Raw genomic sequence first — 18,801 nt, 5'->3', positions numbered from 1 at the left:
CGCCCAGGAACGGACATCGATGCAGATCGCCCTTAAACTGAACATATGGGCAGCGGGAACGAGGGCCCGAATCAGGGCCCCGAGGACTTCGGGCCGGATCCCCTCGGCGACTTTCTCGCACGCTTCCTCGGGACCGGGCCGGCCGGGCAGCGGCCCGATTCGCGTCATGTGGACTTCGGCCGGCTGATGAGCGAGAACGCACGCCATCTCGTCTCGGCCGCCGCCTCCTACGCCGCCGAACACGGCAGCACCGACCTCGACACCGAACATCTGCTGCGGGCCGCGCTCGCCTCCGAGCCCACCCGGACCATGGTCTCGCGGGCCGGGGCCGACCCCGACCGGATCGCCGCCGAGATCGACCGGGAGGCGGGGGGCGGGCCGCCCCGCAGCTCGGTCGCCGTCACCCCGGCCGTCAAACGGGCGTTGCTCGACGCCCATGAGATAGCCCGCTCACGCGGCGCCTCGTACATCGGCCCCGAACATGTGCTGATCGCGCTCGCCGCCAACCGGGAGTCCACGGCCGGGCAGATCCTCAACGCCGCCCGCTTCGAACCCAAGGCCCCGGGACCGCCGCCGACCGGCGGCCTCACACCGAGCGCCCCCACGGCCGACCAGAGGCCCGCCCCGGACCAGCGCAAGACCCCGAACCTCGACCGGTTCGGCCGCGATCTGACCGAACTGGCCCGCGAGGGGCGGATCGACCCGGTGATCGGCCGCGACGAGGAGATCGAGCAGAGCATCGAGGTGCTCGCCCGGCGCGGCAAGAACAACCCCGTCCTCATCGGCGAGGCGGGAGTCGGCAAGACGGCCGTCGTCGAAGGGCTCGCCCAGCGGATCGCCGACGCCGATGTGCCGGACATCCTGCTCGGCCGCCGGGTCGTCCAGCTCGACATCGCGAGCGTCGTGGCCGGCACCCGCTTCCGCGGTGACTTCGAGCAGCGGGTCACCAGCATCGTCGACGAGATCCGCACCAACACCGATGAGTTGATCATCTTCATCGACGAGCTGCACACGGTCGTCGGCGCAGGCGGCGGTGGCTCCGAGAGCGGCCAGATGGACGCCAGCAACCTCCTCAAGCCCGCGCTGGCCCGCGGCGAACTCCATGTGATGGGCGCGACCACCCTCCGGGAGTACCGCCAGTACATCGAGAAGGACGCCGCGCTCGCCCGCCGCTTCCAGCCCATCATGGTCCCCGAGCCCACCCCCGCGGACGCCGTCGCCATCCTGCACGGCCTCCGCGACCGGTACGAGGCCCACCATCAGGTCCGCTACACCGACGAGGCGCTGCTCGCCGCCGTCGAGCTCTCCGACCGCTATCTGACCGACCGCTTCCTGCCCGACAAGGCCATCGACCTGATGGACCAGGCCGGGGCCCGGGTCCGGCTGCGCTCCAGCGCCCGGGGCACCGATCTGCGCGCCCTGGAGCGGGAGGTCGAGCAGCTCACCCGGGACAAGGACCAGGCCGTCGCGTCCGAGAGCTACGAACGCGCCACCTCCCTGCGGGACCGGATCGCCGAACTGAACGGCCGGATCACACAGGCGTCCGGCACCCAGTACCACGGCGGGCGCGTCGCCGAGGTCACCGTCGAGGACATCGCCGAGATCGTCTCCAGGCAGACCGGAATCCCCGTCTCCAGCCTCACCCAGGAGGAGCGCGAACGCCTGCTGGGCCTGGAGGAACACCTCCAGCGGCGGGTCGTCGGGCAGGAGGAGGCGGTGTCCGCCGTCTCCGACGCCGTCCTGCGCGCCCGCGCCGGACTCGCCGACCCCAACCGTCCGAGCGGCAGCTTCCTCTTCCTCGGCCCCACCGGCGTCGGCAAGACCGAACTCGCCCGCGCACTGGCCGAGGCGCTCTTCGGCAGCGAGGACCGCATGGTCCGGCTCGATATGAGCGAGTACCAGGAGAAGCACACCGTCAGCCGGCTGGTCGGCGCGCCCCCCGGATACGTCGGGCACGAGGAGGCCGGTCAGCTCACCGAGGCGGTGCGCCGCCAGCCCTACTCGCTGGTGCTCATGGACGAGGTGGAGAAGGCACACCCCGATGTCTTCAACATCCTGCTCCAGGTGCTCGACGACGGCAGGCTGACGGACGCCCAGGGCCGCACCATCGACTTCAAGAACACCGTCATCGTGATGACCAGCAACCTCGGCTCGGAGGCCATCACCGGACGCGGCGGCCCCCTGGGCTTCGGCGGCGGCGACGAGGAGGCCGACGAGGCGGCCCGCCGGGAGCGGGTGCTGCGCCCGCTGCGCGAGCACTTCCGGCCGGAGTTCCTCAACCGCATCGACGAGATCGTCATCTTCCGCCGGCTCGCCGACGAGCAGCTGCGGCAGATCGCCGATGTGCTGCTGGAGGAGACCAGGCGCCGGCTGCGTGCCCAGGACGTCGGCGTGGAGTTCGCCCCGGCCGCCGTCGAATGGCTGGCGCGGCACGGACACCAGCCGGAGTACGGGGCCCGGCCGCTGCGCCGCACCATCCAGCGCGAGGTGGACAATCCGCTCTCCCGGATGCTGCTCGGCGGTACGTTGCCCGCGCACAGCCATGTCCGGGTCGATGTGGCGGACGACAAACTGGCCTTCCACACCGAGGAGGCCGAGCGGCCGGAGCGGCCCGGCCCCCCGCCCGGCCCGCCGGAGCAGACGGACCGGTAGACCCGTGAGGTGTCCGCTCGGTCAACGGCCCATCGTCAGGCCGTCCTTCTTGGCGCCCCGGCTGAGCACCGCGCCCTGGATGGTGCTCAGCGCGCTGGTGTAAGCCGGGTTGCCGGGGCTCTTCTCCAGGGCCCGGGGAAGGTTCACCAGGGCGATCGGATCGTTGTCCACGGCATGCGGGATGTACTCCGCCTTCTTCACCCCCCACGCCCTGCCCGGGGCGGTGGGCGGGGTGAAGGTGAAGCGCGCGGCCGAGCCCATCTGGCCGCGCTTGTCGGGCATGACCCCCGCGATCTGGTCCCCCATGCCGTACACCACCCAGGTGCCGTTGACCTTCTCGTACGCCTGGGGGATATGGGCGTGGGTGCCGATGATCAGGTCGATGTCGCGGCGCCCCCCGTCCTTGGCGGCGGTGAGCTTCTTGGCGAGCGAGAGCTGGAGCTTGTCCGGTGCCTGCTGCCATTCGGTGCCCCAGTGCACACTGACGACGACCACATCGGCCCCGGCACGCCGCGCGGCCCGCGCGTCCTTGATGATCCGCGCCGGATTGATCAGGTTGACCAGCCACGGTTTGCCCTTGGGCACCGGGATGCCGTTGGTGCCGTACGCGTAGGCGAGATGGGCGACCTTGGCGCCACCGGCCTCCAACAGCGTGGGACGGGCGCTCTCCGCGGCGGAGCGGGCCGATCCGGCGTGCTTGAGCCCGGCCTTGTCCATGGCGTCGAGGGTGCGGACCACCCCCTCGGAACCGGCGTCGAGGGTGTGGTTGGAGGCGGTGGAGCAGGAGTCGTAGCCGAGGCTTTTCACATCCGAGGCGAGCTGTGGCGGTGTCTTGAAGGTCGGGTAGCCGGTGAACGGCCCGTGGGCGGCCCCGTAGACGGTCTCCATATGGCAGATGGCCAGGTCGGCCTGGGCGACGAGGGGCGCGGCCGCCCGGATCATACGCCGGAAGTCATAGCCGTCACTGCCCGAGTCGGCCTTCGCCTGCCGGATGACCGAGGCGTGCACCAGCAGATCGCCGGTGGCCACCAGGGTGAACTTCTTCATGGACCCGCTCCGGGCCGCCGCCGAGGTCTTCGAGGGCTTCTCCTCGGCCTTCGGGGCGGCCGGTGTCCCGCTGCCGCACGCGGTGGCGGCGCCGAGCAGGGCGATGGCGAGAAGCGCCGTCAGATGGCGTGGGTGATGGGACACGGTGCACTCCGCACTGTCCGGGCCATGCCGGACCCTTTTGTTCTGATTGTCGGATTGTCATATTTATATGCACGACATCAGGAGGGCTTGCGGAGTGGTGTGGAGCTTCACCGGATCGGCCTACCGGTTGCACTCGATGGGCCCGGTCGCCCACTGTTCGGCGCCCATGGATGAGACAATGCGCGACCGTCGTGCGACGCCGTGGCCGGGGGCGGTTCCCGGGTCGGCTTCCGGCGCGTAACTCCCTTGTGAACATGGGTCGTCAGCGGTGCGCCCGGGGGGTGGAGCTGACACCATGGGTTGTGCCGCTCGCGACATACGGCGGGCCCTCGGGGGAGGACGCTCCATGCAGATCGGCCGGCCCAGCGCCACCGCCCGCGGCGCGGCCGCGTTCCGCGCCGCCCACCAGGAACTCGAGGGCGGCCGGGTGTTCCGCGATCCCCTGGCGCTCCGCATCCTCGCCGCCGACGCGGACGATCCCGTCCTGGAGGCGGCCTTCCACCCGGGGCGCGAGGATGTGCGGCTGTCCGTGGCCGCCCGTGCGCGGTTCGCCGAGGACGCCGTGGCGGCCGCCGTGGTGCGCGGGGTACGGCAGGCGGTGGCGCTGGGGGCGGGGCTGGACACCTTCGGCTGCCGCAATCCGTACGAGGCGGACGGTCTGCGGGTGTTCGAGGTGGACCACCCCGCGACCCAGAAGTGGAAACGCGACCGGCTGGCCGCCGCGGAGATCCCCATACCGCCGTCGCTGACCTTCGCACCGGTCGACTTCGAGCGGCAGGGCCTGGCCGACGGGCTGACGGCGGCGGGCTTCGACCCGGCCCGCCTGGCGTTCTTCATCTGGCTCGGGGTGGTGCCGTATCTGACGCACACCGCCGTACTGGACACGCTCGGCTTCATCGCGGGACTGCCGGACGGCTCCGGAGTCGTCTTCGACTACGGTGAGCCGCCGGATGTGCTGCCACCGGAGCAACGCGCCGTGCACGAGGCCCGCGCGGAGTGGGCCGCCAAGGCCGGTGAGCCTTTCCTCAGCTTCTTCACTCCGGAGGAACTCGCCGGTGAACTGCGTCGGCTGGGCTTCTCGGAGACGGAGGACATCCGCTACCGCGACCTCGCGGCCCGGTACGAGAGCGGCCACCGCATGGGCGATGAGCACCCGGACCTGGGTGCCCATGTGATCCACACCTGGAGCCAGGGGTGAGTGCCTGGAGCCGGGGCTGACCGCCTGGATTCGGCGCTGAGCCCGGACCGCCGGTGGCGGCCCGGGCTCCGTCCATGCGCTGGTGGGGCAACTCGCCTATTGGCGAAGGGAGTTGCGGAGTCCATCGGCGGCGGTCAGCGGTACGGTGACCCGGCTGCCGCCCAGGTCCACCGTCACCTTCGCCCCGGTCGGCTCCTCGAAGTAGAGGAAGTCGGCGTCGGTGCCGCCGAGGACCAGCCCCAGCCGATGGCCCGGCTTGATCTCGTAGTCGCCCGGCAGGGTCTGCCAGGTGATCTGGTAGGCACGGCCGGGGGTCAGCGGCTCCGGGGTGGTGGTCGAGTGGCGGTTCTGGGCGTCCATCCAGCCGCGGGCGATCACCTCGGAGGGCTTGCGCGCCGTCACATTGGCGGTCTGCTGGTAGCAGGCGTCGTCCTGGGCGGTTCCCTCTCCGTGGCAGGACTCCTCGTCCAGCCCGCGCAGCCCGTCGTGGATCCTGTTCTGGGGCTCGTTGCGGTTCCAGTCGATCCGCTCGTCCTCGCCGTAGTCCACGAGCAGCGCGGTGAGGTTCGACGTCGGTTTGTCGAGCGTGACCCGCAGGTCGGCGGTGGGCGTCCCGGAGAGCCGAACCCCGGTGCGCAGTGGCGGGGTGAGGAACGCCAGCCGTCCAGGACGGCTCGCCGACGGGTCGGCGGTGAGATCCGCCTCGCTCAGCTTGGTGTCGGTGAAGGTCCCGGTGCCGCTCGTGGGGCTCAGCGCCAGCGAGCCGTCGGGCCCGGGGTGCAGGGGCACCGAAGAGGTGCCCGAGGGCCAGTCCGCCCGGGTCGTCCAGGTGGTCGGGCCGGTCTGCACATCGACCCGGGGCTCGTCCATGATTCCGTTCCGGACGCCGTAGAGCCAGTGGTCGAACCAGCGGTGCACGGTGTCGACCCACTGCGCGCGCCGGCCGGGCCAGTCGAACGGATCGGTGTGCCCATAGCGGCCCAGCCACAGCTTGCGTGGCACTCCGCGTTCGGCCAGCGGGGCCCACCAATTGGCGAACTGGTTGATCCGGACGTTGTAGTCGTTGATGTCATGCGCCGCGAGGACGCTCGCGCGTACTTTGCCCACCTCGGGCGCCGGCCGTGCGATGTAATCGCGCTCGCTCCAGTGGGCGTTGTAGTTGCCGGTGGCGTCGTCCTCACCGGCCTGAAGCCGGTCGCGCACCGCCTGGCACTTCTGGGGCGGATCGGAGTCCAGCGCGGTCGTCAGATAGGAGGCGAAGCCGTTCCAGTGCTTGGCGCCGTTGGTGCGGGCGAATTCGTACCACGAGCTGATTCCGGAGATCGGGACGATGGTCTCCAGCCCCTCCACCCCGGTGCCCGCCACGGCGTTGGCCAGTGTGCCCTCGTACGAGTGGCCGATCATGCCCACCTTGCCGGTGGACCAGGTGGCCTTCACCTCGCTGCCGTCGGCCGCGTACGCCGTGGCGCGGCCGCCCAGCCAGTCGATGGCCGCCTTGGCGGCCGCCACATCGGAGGCGCCGCCGACCGTCATACAGCCGTCGGATCTGCCGGTACCGGTCACATCGACATCGACCACGGCGTAGCCGCGCGGTACGAAGTAATTGTCGTAGAAGAGAGGGAACTTGACCGGGGCGCCCTGGGCGTCATAGACCTTGCGCTCCGCTTCGAACCCGCGGCCCACGGTGTCGTTGTAGGGGCTGGACGACATGATGACCGGCACCTTGAGCCCCTGCCGGGTCTCGTTGGGCCGGATGATGTCCACCGCGGCCCGGTCCTTGTGGCCGTCGCCGTCGCTGTCGAAGCGCGTCTGCACCATGAGGTGCTCACGCACGGCGTCCTGGTACGAGAACACCGGCTGGGTACGGCCGTCCACCACCTTGGTGCCGGCCGGGCCGCCGGGCCCGGCGGATGTCCGGGCCGACGCGGGCCCGGCGGGCAGGGTGGCAAGGGCTGTCGACATCGTGAGCGCGGCGACCACCACCCCGCTCCATCGTGAAGTGCGCATACGGACCTCCTGGCCACGGCCCCCGGCCCGGGATCAGCGGCCGGTGGTGACCGGCCGGCGACCCCGGGGTTCCGGAGCCATGGAGGCTACTCGGCGATTTTCGTACGCATGGTCCAGCGAAAGATCGCTGTGGTGATGTCAGTGGAGTCGTTGACGAGTTCGAAGTGCTCGTATCCATTGCGATGCTGGATTTTGAGCTTCTTGCTGATGAGGGTCGACCGCCCGGTCCGGAATGCCCGGGGCAGATCCTCCGGTCCGCCCTCGAGGACGACCTCGATCGGGCTGCCCTCGGACACATAACTGACGTGATCGCTCATTGTTCACCCCCTTACGCGGTCTTCCTCAGGCGGGCACATGCAGCTCCAGCCGGTCATCCGAGGTGAGGATGGCCCGCTGCATGTCCTGGAGGGCCCGGCACGGTTCGAGCCCGAGTTCCTCGTTGAGCGTCTTTCGCGCCGCTTGGTACACATGCAGGGCGTCCGCCCGGCGGCCACAGCGGTAGAGCGCCAGCATCAACTGACGGTGCAGTGCCTCCCGTAAAGGATGCTCGGTGGTCAGCTGGTACAGATCGCTCACCAGCTCGCGATGGCGGCCGAGCATGAGCCGGGAATCCGTCAGCATCTCGATGCATTCCAGCCGGGCCTCCTTCAGCCAGGTCTGAAAGCCTTCGAGGATCGGTCCATGGCATACATCGTCCAGCGATGGATCGCGCCAGAGGTCGAGCGCGCTTTCGAAGGAGGCCGTGGCCTGCTGGTAGCGCCGCTCCCTGAGATGATCCCGGCCCTCGCACACCAGCCGCTCGAAACAGTGGAAGTCGAGGCGATCGGGGCCCAGCCGCAGAACATATCCCGGGGGGCGGGTGAGAACGGGGCTTTCGCTCTGACCGGGCCGGCGCAGGAACTTACGGATCTGGGAGACATACACATGAAGCCCGGCGATCGCCCGCCGCGGCGGATCCTCCCCCCAGATCTCCGTGATGAGCTGGTCGATCGGGACCACTTGATCGGCGCGGACGAGGAGAACGGTCAACAGGACCTCGATCTTCCGCGCCCTGATGGTTAATTTCCGCTCCCCCTCCACTACACGGAGAGGTCCCATGATCTCATATCGCACGATGTGCCCCATCCGAGTCGCCGACGAGTGCGGTAATGGGACAGTCGGCGCCTTTGCCGGAATTGCCCGCGGGGTTATCCGTGTGTTCTCTCGATTTCGAGGGCGGGGTCCATCTGCTTCCGGAGGCGAACGAATGTGCGGGTCGGGCTCTTGCGGTCCATGCCGATCGCCGGCCCCGGCCGTCCGGGCGGTGCGCGGGAATTGCCGCGTCCCCGGCGTTCGGCGATCCCGAAGGGGATGGGAAGTGGGCGCTTGCCGAGCCGCTTGCGTGTGAAAAGTGGTCCGGCCGAGCCTCACTGCACGGGGACGGGCGGTGCCGCCGGATCCACTGCCGCACGCTGTTCGCGACTGCCATTACTCACCCCTCTTTTATCGCGGACCTGCCGAGGAATCAGAGGACGGACGAGATCGACGCCTTCGGCAGGTGCCCCACATCGTAAGCGAGTCCTATGACTACCCACCTCACCTAGAATCCAGATATACGCGCCCTCGAGGCGGCGTCCTCGACGGTGCGGAGCGGGTATTCGCAATACAGTCCGGAAGATCGGGGTCCGGATATCCCGCACCTGAGGTGTTGCAGTCCGCGAATGAGAATACGCGGATCACATAGGCCGGGACAAGCACGTCTTGCGAGATCTTGGGTCCCCTTGTCACCGCTTTGATGAGGAGCGGAAAATTCCGGCTGCGCGGGACCCATGAAGGTTTCTCGAATAACCGTCAGGTTTGCCGTCGGAGCCGGATTCAGGACTTGTGCGCCACCACGATCGCGCAGCCGGCGCTGGGCACGGTGGGCAGTGCCGACTTGGCGGCGTCCAGTACCTCCTGCACGCTGACCCCGTGGCGCGCCTCGAACTCCCGGCGGCAGCGCAGGATGCCGTCGATCATCCGGTTGGCGGTGTCCTTGGTGTTCTCGGTGACATCGGTCAACTCGTCGAGCACCAGCCCCGCGTCATCGACCAGCCGCGGCCAGTCCTCCAGCCGGGTCAGCGAGGTGACCACACCGGGATCGTCGTCCGGCCGGTAACTGCCGTCGCTCGGCGGAGTGACATCCGTGAGCACCAGCCGCCCTCCGGGCCTCAGCACACGGGCCATCTCCCGCAGAGCGGTCGGGCGGTCCATGTGATTGATCGATTCGAATGCGAGTACGGCGTCGAAAGCCGCACTCTCGAAAGGCATGGCCATGGCGTCGGCGTATTGGAATGCCACCCGGTCGGACAGCCCGGCCAACCGGGCGGATCCGGCAGCCTGTTTGACCTGGAGCTCACTGATCGTGATGCCCAGGACATCGGCGCCGGTGGAGGTCGCCACCCGCATCGCCGGTTTCCCGATACCACATCCGACATCCAGCACCCGGTCCCCGGGCCCCACCCGCAGCCGCTCGATCAGCAGATCCGTGAAGCGGTCGGTGGCCTCCTGGACCGAACTGGTATCCGACGGGCCGTCCCAGTAGCCGAAGTGGAAGTTGTCGTCCCACGCCATCTGGAGAAGCGGTCCCAGCGAGCTGTAGTAGTCCGACACCGTGTCGCCTGGCGGCACGGCCGATGGAGATGTCATGACACTCCTCCTGTGTGCTCCGAGATCGGGTCGGCCAACGGCACATAAAGGCTCACCCGTCCAGCGATGGTCAGGGGTTCCGGTAACGCGTCTCTAAAGTCACCGGCCGTGGCCCATTTGGTCTTGCTTTAGAGCCGCGCACCACGATGGGCCACGTGCTCGCACCGATCATCAATCCGGAGCGGGAGTGCCGCCCATGACCAAGAACACGCAGAGGTTCTCCGAGCGCCGTATGGGGTGCGATGGATAGCGCCGCGCCCACCCGGACACCCCAGCACGCGGAGCCCATCGCCGTGGTGGGCATGGCCTGCCGCCTGCCGCACGCACCCAGCCCGTCGGCCTTCTGGCGGCTGCTGCGGCAGGGCGGGAACGCCATCACCACCCTGCCGGACGACCGCCGCCGGACCGGCACCGCCACCACCGACGTCCCCGACCGGCCGGCCCCGACCTGGTACGGCGGTTTCCTGGACCGCGTCGACACCTTCGACGCCGCCTTCTTCGGCATCGCGCCCCGCGAGGCCACGGCCATGGACCCCCAGCAACGGCTGATGCTCGAACTCGCCTGGGAGGCGTTCGAGGACGCGGGAATCCGCCCCGGAACACTGAAGGACAGCCCCACCGGTGTGTTCGTCGGCGCCATCTGGGACGAGTACGCCACCCTCCTGCGCCGGGACACCGCCACGGCCAACCGGCACGCCATGACCGGCGTCCACCGCAGCATCATCGCCAACCGGGTGTCCTACGGCTACGGTCTGCGCGGCCCGAGCCTCACCGTCGACACCGCACAGTCCTCCTCACTGGTGGCCGTGCACACCGCCTGCGAGGCCCTGCGCCGCCGGGAGTGCACCCTGGCGCTGGCCGCTGGCGTCAACCTCATCCTCACCGAGGACAGCATGGCGGCCGCCGCCGCCCAGTTCGGCGGGCTCTCGCCGGACGGCCGCTGCCACACCTTCGACGCTCGCGCCAACGGCTTCGTCCGAGGTGAGGGCGGTGCGACGGTACTGCTCAAACCCCTGGCCGCGGCCGTACGCGACGGCGACGCGGTGTACTGCGTCATCCACGCCGGGGCCGTCAACAACGACGGCGCCACCGACGGGCTGACCGCCCCCAGCGCGGCGGCCCAGGAGGACGTGGTGCGCACCGCACACCGCCGGGCCGGAGTCGCACCCGACGAGGTCCAGTACATCGAGCTGCACGGCACCGGAACCCCCGTCGGCGACCCCGTCGAAGCGGCGGCCCTCGGCGCCGCGCTCGGCACCGTCCGGACGGACGGCACACCGCTGCCCGTCGGCTCCGCCAAGACCAACGTGGGCCACCTCGAAGGCGCCGCCGGCATCGTCGGACTGCTCAAGACCGCCCTCGCCATCCAGCACCGCCGGCTCCCGGCCAGCCTCCACTTCACCACCCCGAACCCGCGGATCCCGCTGACCGAGCTCGGACTGCGGGTCCAGGACCGGCTCACCGACTGGCCCCACCCGGACCGGCCACTGCTCGCCGGGGTCAGCTCCTTCGGCATGGGCGGCACCAACTGCCACCTGGTCCTCGGCGAAGCACCCGCGCCGGAGTCCGCGCCCCTGCCAGTGTCCCCCTCGCCTCCCGTGGTGGCCTGGCCGATCTCCGCGAAGACCCCCAAGGCGCTGCGCGCCCAGGCCGGGCGGCTGCGCGACCACCTCGCGGACCACCCCGACCTCGCCCCGGCCGACATCGCACACTCCCTGGCCACCACCCGGACCGCCTTCGGCCACCGCGCAGTGATCCTCGGCGAGGGCTTGGACGAGCTGCTGAGCGGGCTGAACGCGCTGGCCGAGGGCACGGAGACCGCAGGAGTGGTGCGGGGCAGGACCATGGACGGCGGCCTCGCCTTCCTCTTCAGCGGCCAGGGCAGCCAGCGGGCGGCCATGGGCCGTGAGCTGTACGCGGCCCATCCGGTCTTCGCCACGGCGCTGGACGAGGTGTGCGACTGCCTGGACCAACGGCTGACGGAGCCGCTGCGCGAGGTGCTGACCGCCCAAGCCCCCTCGCCGCGGGCGGCGTTGCTCGACCACACCTCGTACACCCAGCCCGCGCTGTTCGCCATCGAGGTGGCCCTGTACCGGCTGGCCGAATCCTGGGGAATCACCCCCGGCCATCTGATGGGCCACTCGGTCGGCGAGATCGCCGCCGCCCATGTGGCCGGTGTGCTCACCCTGCCGGACGCCTGCGCCCTGGTGGCCGCCCGCGGCCGTTTGATGCAGGCGGTCACGGCGAAGGGCGCCATGGCCGCGCTGCACGCCGACGCCGACGAGGCAGCCGGACTTCTCGCCGGATGGGCGGACCGGCTGGACATCGCCGCCGTCAACGGCCCCTCCTCCGTGGTGATTTCGGGTGACCACGACGCCGTCCACGAGGCCGCCGCCGTCTGGCGCGAACGCGGCCGCAAGGCCCGGCTGCTGAAGGTCAGCCACGCCTTCCACTCACCGCACATGGACGGCATGCTCGACGAACTGCGCGCCGTCGCCGCCGGGCTGACCTTCTCCGCACCGGCCATCCCCCTCGTCTCCAATGTGACGGGACGGCTCGCCACCGCCTCGGAGCTCGCCTCACCGGACTACTGGGCCCGGCACGCCCGCCACGCGGTGCGCTTCATGGACGGTGTGCACACCCTCCTGGACGCCGGGGTCACCACCTTCCTCGAACTCGGACCGGACGCCCCGCTCACCGCCATGACCCGCGAATGCCTCACCGCACGGCCGGAACCGGCACCGGCTCCCGGGCGGCCGCGCCCGGCCGCCGTGGCGGCGCTGCGCCGCGACCGTCCCGAGGTACGCACCTTCGCCGCCGCCATGGCCCAGGCGTATGTCCACGGCGCCGATGTGGCCTGGGACCGAGCCTGCGGCGGGCAACCCCGGCGGCGCGTCGCCCTGCCGACGTATGCCTTCCAGCGCGACCGCCACTGGCCCGGCACCACACCCGAATCCACCGCGCGGTCCACACACACCTCCGGGACGGACGACGCCCCGGACCCGGCGCCGCCCACGGAAGAGACGGCCGGGCCCGGCGGCGCGGGGCCGGACCGCGATCCGCTGGACACCGTGCGGACCCATGTGGCCCTCGTCCTCGGGCACTCCGACCCCGGCGCCATCGATCCCGGCCTCACCTTCAAGGAGCTGGGCTTCGACTCGCTCGCGGCGACCGAACTGAGCGAACGGCTCGGCGCGGCCACCGGGCTGCCCCTGACCGCCACGCTCACCTTCGACCACCCCACGCCCCTGGCCGTCGCCGACCATCTGCGCGCCCAGATCGCCCCCGCCCCCGGCGCGTCCGCCACCCCACCCGCGGCAACGGCCCCCGCACCGCGCGATGCCGACGAGCCGATCGCCGTGGTGGCCATGGGCTGCCGCTACCCGGGCGGGGTCGACTCGCCCGAGGCCCTGTGGCGGCTGGTGGCCGAGGGCGCGGACGCGATCGGGGAGTTCCCCCGCGACCGCGGCTGGGACCTGGCCGCACTGTTCGACCCCGACCCGGAACGCCCCGGCACCAGCCACGCCCACGAGGGCGGCTTCCTCCACGACGCACCCGAATTCGACGCGGAGTTCTTCGGGATCAGCCCCCGGGAGGCGCTGGCCACCGATCCCCAGCAACGGCTGCTGCTGGAAACCGCGTGGGAGACCTTCGAACGGGCGGGCATCCGCTCCACCGCCCTCCGGTCCAGCCCGACCGGGGTGTTCGTCGGCGTGACGTCCCAGGACTACGGCCCCCGACTGCACGAGGCGCCCAAGGGACTCGACGGCCATCTGCTGACCGGTGGCACCCCGAGCGTGGCGTCCGGCCGGGTGGCGTTCACCTTCGGCCTGGAAGGGCCCGCGGTGTCGGTGGACACGGCGTGTTCGTCCTCGCTCGTGGCCGTCCATCTGGCGGTACGGGCACTGCGGCAGGGGGAGTGCGCCCTGGCGCTGGCCGGAGGGGTGACGGTGATGGCCGCGCCCGGCATGTTCACCGGCTTCTCCCGCCAGCGTGGCCTGGCCCCCGACGGGCGGTGCAAGCCGTTCGCGGCGGCCGCCGACGGCACCGGCTGGGGCGAGGGCGTCGGCCTGCTGCTCCTGGAGCGGCTGTCCGACGCCCGGCGCAATGGCCATCGGGTGCTGGCGGTGATCCGTGGCTCGGCCGTCAACCAGGACGGCGCCTCCAATGGGCTGACCGCGCCCAACGGCCCCTCCCAGCAGCGGGTGATCCGCCAGGCCCTCGCCGACGCCCGGCTGTCGCCGTCCGAGGTCGACGCCGTCGAGGCCCATGGCACCGGAACCACCCTCGGCGACCCGATCGAGGCCCAGGCCCTGCTCGCCACCTACGGCCGGCAGCGGCCCGGGGACCGGCCCCTGTGGCTGGGCTCGCTGAAGTCCAACATCGGCCACACCCAGGCCGCGGCCGGAGTGGCGGGCGTCATCAAGATGGTGATGGCCATGCGCCACGGACTGCTGCCGGCCACCTTGCACATCGACGCGCCCAGCCCGCACGTCAACTGGGACGGCGGCGCGGTACGGCTGCTGACCGAGCGGGTGGAGTGGCGGCGTGACGAACACCCCCGGCGCGCGGGAGTGTCCTCCTTCGGCATCAGCGGCACCAACGCCCATCTGATCCTGGAACAGGCCCCCGAGCCGGGCCCCGCCCCCGGTGGCGCGCGGACGGATGAGGACCACCGGCCGGTGCCCTGGGTGCTGTCCGCCCGGAGCGCCGAGGCCCTCCGGGGCCAGGCCCGGGAGCTGGCCGCTCGTACGGCAGCCGACCACACGCCATCGCCTCTGGACGTGGGCTGGTCACTGATCACCACCAGGACGGCCTTCGAGCACCGCGCGGTGGTGGTCGGCGGGGATCCGGAGGAACTCACCGCCGCCCTCCAGTCACTTGCGGCCGACGCATCCCACCCGGGCGTGGTGGGCCCGGACGTCACCCGCTCCGGTGCGGCGGCCGACCCGGGCCCGGTGCTGGTGTTCCCCGGCCAGGGCTCGCAGTGGGCCGGAATGGGTGCCGGACTGCTGGACGCCTCACCGGTGTTCGCCGCCCGGGTGGCGGAGTGCGAACGAGCACTCGCACCCCATGTCGACTGGTCGCTCACCGATGTCCTGCGGGGCGCCGAAGGCGCCGCCGAGCTGAGCCGGGTGGATGTGGTACAGCCGGTGCTCTGGGCGGCGATGGTGTCCCTGGCCGCCGTATGGGCCGAGTACGGTGTGCGCCCCGCCGCCGTGGTGGGCCACAGTCAGGGCGAGATCGCCGCGGCCGTGGTGGCGGGAGCGCTGTCCCTGGAGGACGGCGCGAAGGTCGTCGCGCTCCGCAGCAAGGCATTGCGGCGGCTGGCCGGAGGCGGGGCCATGGCCTCGCTGGCACTGGGCCGCGAGCGGGCGGAGCAACTGCTGTCCGGGCTCGGCGAGCGGGCCGCCGCGGTGGTGGTGGCGGTGGTGAACGGCCCCGAGTCCACCGTCGTCTCCGGGCCGCCGGAGCAGGTGGCCGCGGCCGTGGCCGCCTGCCGGGAGGCGGGGGAGCGGGCGCGCCTGATCGAGGTGGACTATGCCTCACACAGCCCCCAGGTCGATGAGATCGCGGACGAACTCACCGAGCTGCTCGGGGGAGTTGAGCCGGTCGAGGTGTCCGGGTCCGGGGTGGCGTTCTATTCGACGGTGACCGGTGGCCGGGCCGATGTCTCCGTTCTGGACACGGGCTACTGGGTGCGGAATCTGCGGGAGCGGGTGCGGTTCGCCGATGCCGTCGAGGGGCTGCTGTCCGATGGACACCGGGTGTTCATCGAGGCCAGCACCCACCCCGCCCTCACCATGGCGATGCGGGAGAGCTTCGAGCACGCGGACAGTGGCGCCGCCGCGGTGCCCACTCTGCGGCGGGACCACGGCGACCTGGCCCAGCTGACCAAGTCGGTCGCGCGGGCGTTCCTCGCCGGGGCAGAGGTGGACTGGTCGGCCGCCTTCCCGGCCGACCCCACGCCTCGTACGGTCGATCTGCCCACGTATGCCTTCCAGCGGCGGCGCTACTGGCTGGACGCCCCCGGCGGGCCCGGCGGGGACCCCCGCGCCCTCGGCCTGGCCGCCGCGGACCATCCGCTGCTGGGCGCCGCGGTGCGGCTCGCCGACGGCAGTGGCCATGTGCTGACGGGACGTCTGTCCCCACAGACGCACGGATGGCTCGCCGACCATGTGGTGGCGGGCGTGGCCCTGGTCCCCGCAGCCGCCCTGATGGAGTGGGCGCTGCGGGCGGCCGACGAGTCCGGCTGCGGTGCGGTGGAGGAACTCGCCCTGCGGTTGCCGCTGGTGATGCCCACGACGGGCGGCCGGTGTGTCCAGGTGATGGTCGGCCCGCCCGCCGACGACGGGCGCCGCGACCTCGCGATCTACTCCCTGCCCGAAGAGGCGCTTCGCACGGGCGGGGACACCGACTGGATGTGCCATGCCGTGGGCGTACTCGGCCCCGCCGTACCGGAAAGCGGAGCGACGGAGCTGCCCGGGACATGGCCGCCACCCGAAGCAGAGCTCATGGACACCGACGGGTTCTACGAACGGATCGCCGCATCCGGATACGCCTATGGGGCGGCCTTTCAGGGGCTGCGCGCGGTATGGCGGGACGGCGCGGATCTGGTGGCCGATGTGGAGCTGCCCAAGGCCGCGGGAGACCCCGGTGGATTCGGCATCCACCCCGCCCTGCTGGACGCGGCGCTGCATCCGACGCTGCTGACCGGCCACCTCGATTCCGGGCCGGAGCACACCGGGGAGCGGATGTGGCTGCCGTTCACCGTGAGCGGCGTGTCCCTGTGGGCGGCCGAGGCCACCGCCGTACGGGTCAGACTCACCCCGGGTTCACGGGCCGCCGAGGGCGAGCGTGAACTGCGGGTCGTCGTCGCGGACGCCGTGGGAGCCCCGGTGCTCACGATCGACGCGCTGGTGCTGCGCCCCGCCGAGGCCGATCAGCTGCGCTCCCTGAACACCGGCCGGGTGGCCACCGACGGCGGTGGCAGCGGTGGTGTACGGCGGCGGGCCGCTGCCGCCACCGGAGTGTCGTCCGTCGACTGGGCCGCACGGCTGGCACGGCTGTCGGCCGTCGATCGGTATCGCACGCTCCTCGGCCTGGTGCGCGACCACGCCGCCACCGTGCTGGGGCACACCGACGCCGAGGCGGTGCACGCCGACGCCAACTTCAAGGAGCTGGGTTTTGAATCCCTGACCGCTGTTGAACTGCGCGATCGCCTCGCGGCGGCCACGGGACTGCGGCTGCCCGCGGCCCTGATCTTCAGATATCCGACCCCGGAAGGCATCGCCCACCACCTTGTGCGGCGGCTGTCGCCCGACGGCACCGCCGCCACCTCCACCGCGACCGTCCCTCCGAACACGAGCACGCGGTTGCCACGGCAGCCGACGGATGAAATGAGCGCGGCACAAAGACTGGAGTCCGCCTCCGCGGATCAGGTCCTTGAGTTTATTGACAACGAGCTTGGTGTGTCCTGAATGTGCCGGGCGCGACGATCGCTGAAGGCCGGGTGACCCCCATGGCGAACGAAGAGAAGCTGGTCGAGTATCTCAAGCGCGTTTCCGCCGATCTGCACGATACGCGGCTGCGCTTGCGCGAGATGGAGGAGCGTTCCCAGGAGCCGGTGGCCGTGGTCGGCATGGCCTGCCGCTTCCCCGGCGGGGTCACCTCGCCCGAGGAGCTGTGGGAGCTGCTCGTCTCCGGTGTCGACGCGATCGGGGACTTTCCGACGGACCGTGGCTGGGACCTGGAGAACCTCTACCACCCCGACCCGGAGCACTACGGCACCAGCTGTGTCCGCCAGGGCGGATTCGTCGAGGCGGACCGCTTCGACGCGGCGTTCTTCGGCATCAGCCCCAGGGAAGCGCTCGCCATGGACCCGCAGCAGCGGCTGGTGCTGGAGATGGCCTGGGAGTCCCTGGAGCGGGCCGGTATCGATCCGGTGTCGCTGAAGGGGACACGTACCGGTGTCTACGCCGGTGTGTCCAGCCAGGACTATCTCTCCCGGGCCCCGCGCATCCCCGAGGGATTCGAGGGCTACGCCACCACGGGCGGACTCACCAGTGTGATCTCGGGCCGGGTGGCCTACACCTTCGGCCTGGAGGGGCCGGCGGTGACGGTCGACACCGCATGCTCGGCCTCGCTGGTGGCCATGCACCTGGCGGTGCAGGCCCTGCGGCAGGGGGAATGCGCCCTGGCCCTGGCGGGCGGAGTCACCTCGCTCGCCACCCCCATCATGTTCACCGAATTCTCCCGGCAGCGCGCACTGGCCCCGGACGGCCGATGCAAATCCTTCGCCGCCGACGCGGACGGCACCGGCTTCTCCGAAGGCGTCGGCCTGGTGGTGCTGGAACGGCTGTCGGAGGCACGGCGCAACGGGCATCGGGTGCTCGCGGTGATCCGTGGCTCGGCGATCAACCAGGACGGTGCGAGCAACGGCCTCACCGCGCCCAACGATGTGGCCCAGGAACGCGTCATCGGCCAGGCGCTGGCCAACGCCCAGCTGACGCCGAGCGATGTGGACGCCGTCGAGGCACACGGCACCGGCACCAAACTCGGCGACCCGATCGAGGCCGAGGCCCTGATCGCCACGTACGGCCAGCACCGCCCCGCCGACCGGCCACTGCTGCTGGGTTCGCTGAAGTCCAACATCGGCCATACGCATGCGGCGGCCGGTGTGGCGGGCGTGATCAAGATGGTGATGGCGCTCCGGCACCCTCAACTGCCCGCGAACCTCCACCTCGACGAGCCCACCCCACATGTGGACTGGGACGGCAGCGGCCTGCGGCTGCTGACCGAGCCGGTGGAGTGGCCCCGCCTGGAGCGACCACGCCGAGCGGCGGTGTCCTCGTTCGGCATCTCCGGTACGAACGCTCATCTGATCCTGGAGCAGGCGCCTGAGGGGGATGTGGGGTCGGTGTCCTCTGAGGTGGGTGGGGTGGTGCCGTGGGTGGTGTCGGGGCGTAGTGCGGAGGCGTTGCGGGGGCAGGCGGCGGGGTTGGTTGAGCGGGTGGGTGGGGATTCGGGGTTGTCGGTGGTGGATGTGGGGTGGTCGTTGGTCAGTACGCGGTCGGTGTTTGAGT

General features: G+C 71.0%; 9 protein-coding genes. 4 read left to right on the top strand and 5 right to left on the bottom strand.

The genetic code is table 11. The features are described from left to right. The first annotated feature begins 45 nt into the window (after positions 1-45). Entirely contained in the window at positions 46-2,652 is a 2,607-nt protein-coding gene (locus NQU54_RS01340) for an ATP-dependent Clp protease ATP-binding subunit (protein WP_306278265.1), read from the top strand. Positions 2,653-2,673: 21 nt separating this feature from the next. Here NQU54_RS01340 and NQU54_RS01335 read toward each other — a convergent pair whose 3' ends face one another. Further along, a complete protein-coding gene (locus NQU54_RS01335) occupies positions 2,674-3,843 on the bottom strand; it encodes a CapA family protein (protein ID WP_257629358.1) in 1,170 nt (389 codons plus the stop codon). 346 nt (positions 3,844-4,189) lie between these two features. On the opposite strand from NQU54_RS01335, the gene NQU54_RS01330 reads away from it, so the two are divergent. Next, positions 4,190-5,041 carry a class I SAM-dependent methyltransferase gene (locus NQU54_RS01330; protein WP_257629357.1) on the top strand — a complete coding sequence of 284 codons (852 nt, stop codon included), beginning with the start codon at positions 4,190-4,192 and terminating at the stop codon, positions 5,039-5,041. 96 nt (positions 5,042-5,137) lie between these two features. Here the strand turns inward: NQU54_RS01330 and NQU54_RS01325 are convergent, their stop codons facing one another. From NQU54_RS01325 to NQU54_RS01310, 4 genes are all read right to left on the bottom strand, one after another. Continuing rightward, the gene (locus NQU54_RS01325; RefSeq protein WP_257629356.1) at positions 5,138-7,048 is read right to left on the bottom strand and encodes a Xaa-Pro dipeptidyl-peptidase; all 1,911 of its coding nucleotides are present in this window, start codon (positions 7,046-7,048) and stop codon (positions 5,138-5,140) included. Positions 7,049-7,134: 86 nt separating this feature from the next. After that, entirely contained in the window at positions 7,135-7,365 is a 231-nt protein-coding gene (locus NQU54_RS01320) for a DUF5988 family protein (protein WP_257629355.1), read from the bottom strand. A gap of 25 nt (positions 7,366-7,390) precedes the next feature. Further along, positions 7,391-8,146, bottom strand: a complete 756-nt coding sequence (locus NQU54_RS01315; RefSeq protein ID WP_306278264.1) for an AfsR/SARP family transcriptional regulator — start codon at positions 8,144-8,146, stop codon at positions 7,391-7,393. Between the two features lie 756 nt (positions 8,147-8,902). After that, positions 8,903-9,715, bottom strand: coding sequence for an SAM-dependent methyltransferase (locus tag NQU54_RS01310; protein ID WP_257629353.1), 813 nt, complete (start codon positions 9,713-9,715; stop codon positions 8,903-8,905). A gap of 242 nt (positions 9,716-9,957) precedes the next feature. On the opposite strand from NQU54_RS01310, the gene NQU54_RS01305 reads away from it, so the two are divergent. Then, positions 9,958-17,196 (top strand): type I polyketide synthase, encoded by a 7,239-nt coding sequence (locus tag NQU54_RS01305; RefSeq protein ID WP_257629352.1) that lies wholly within the window; start codon positions 9,958-9,960, stop codon positions 17,194-17,196. Between the two features lie 41 nt (positions 17,197-17,237). Then, positions 17,238-18,801, top strand: a 1,564-nt coding sequence (locus tag NQU54_RS01300; RefSeq protein WP_257629351.1) for a type I polyketide synthase, incomplete at its 3' end; no start/stop codon positions are given.

The organism is Streptomyces malaysiensis subsp. samsunensis, from assembly GCF_024519315.1.
Taxonomy (GTDB): domain Bacteria; phylum Actinomycetota; class Actinomycetes; order Streptomycetales; family Streptomycetaceae; genus Streptomyces; species Streptomyces malaysiensis.
The sequence above is the reverse complement of the archived record's forward strand: the minus strand, read 5'-3'. Positions and strand labels throughout refer to the sequence as shown.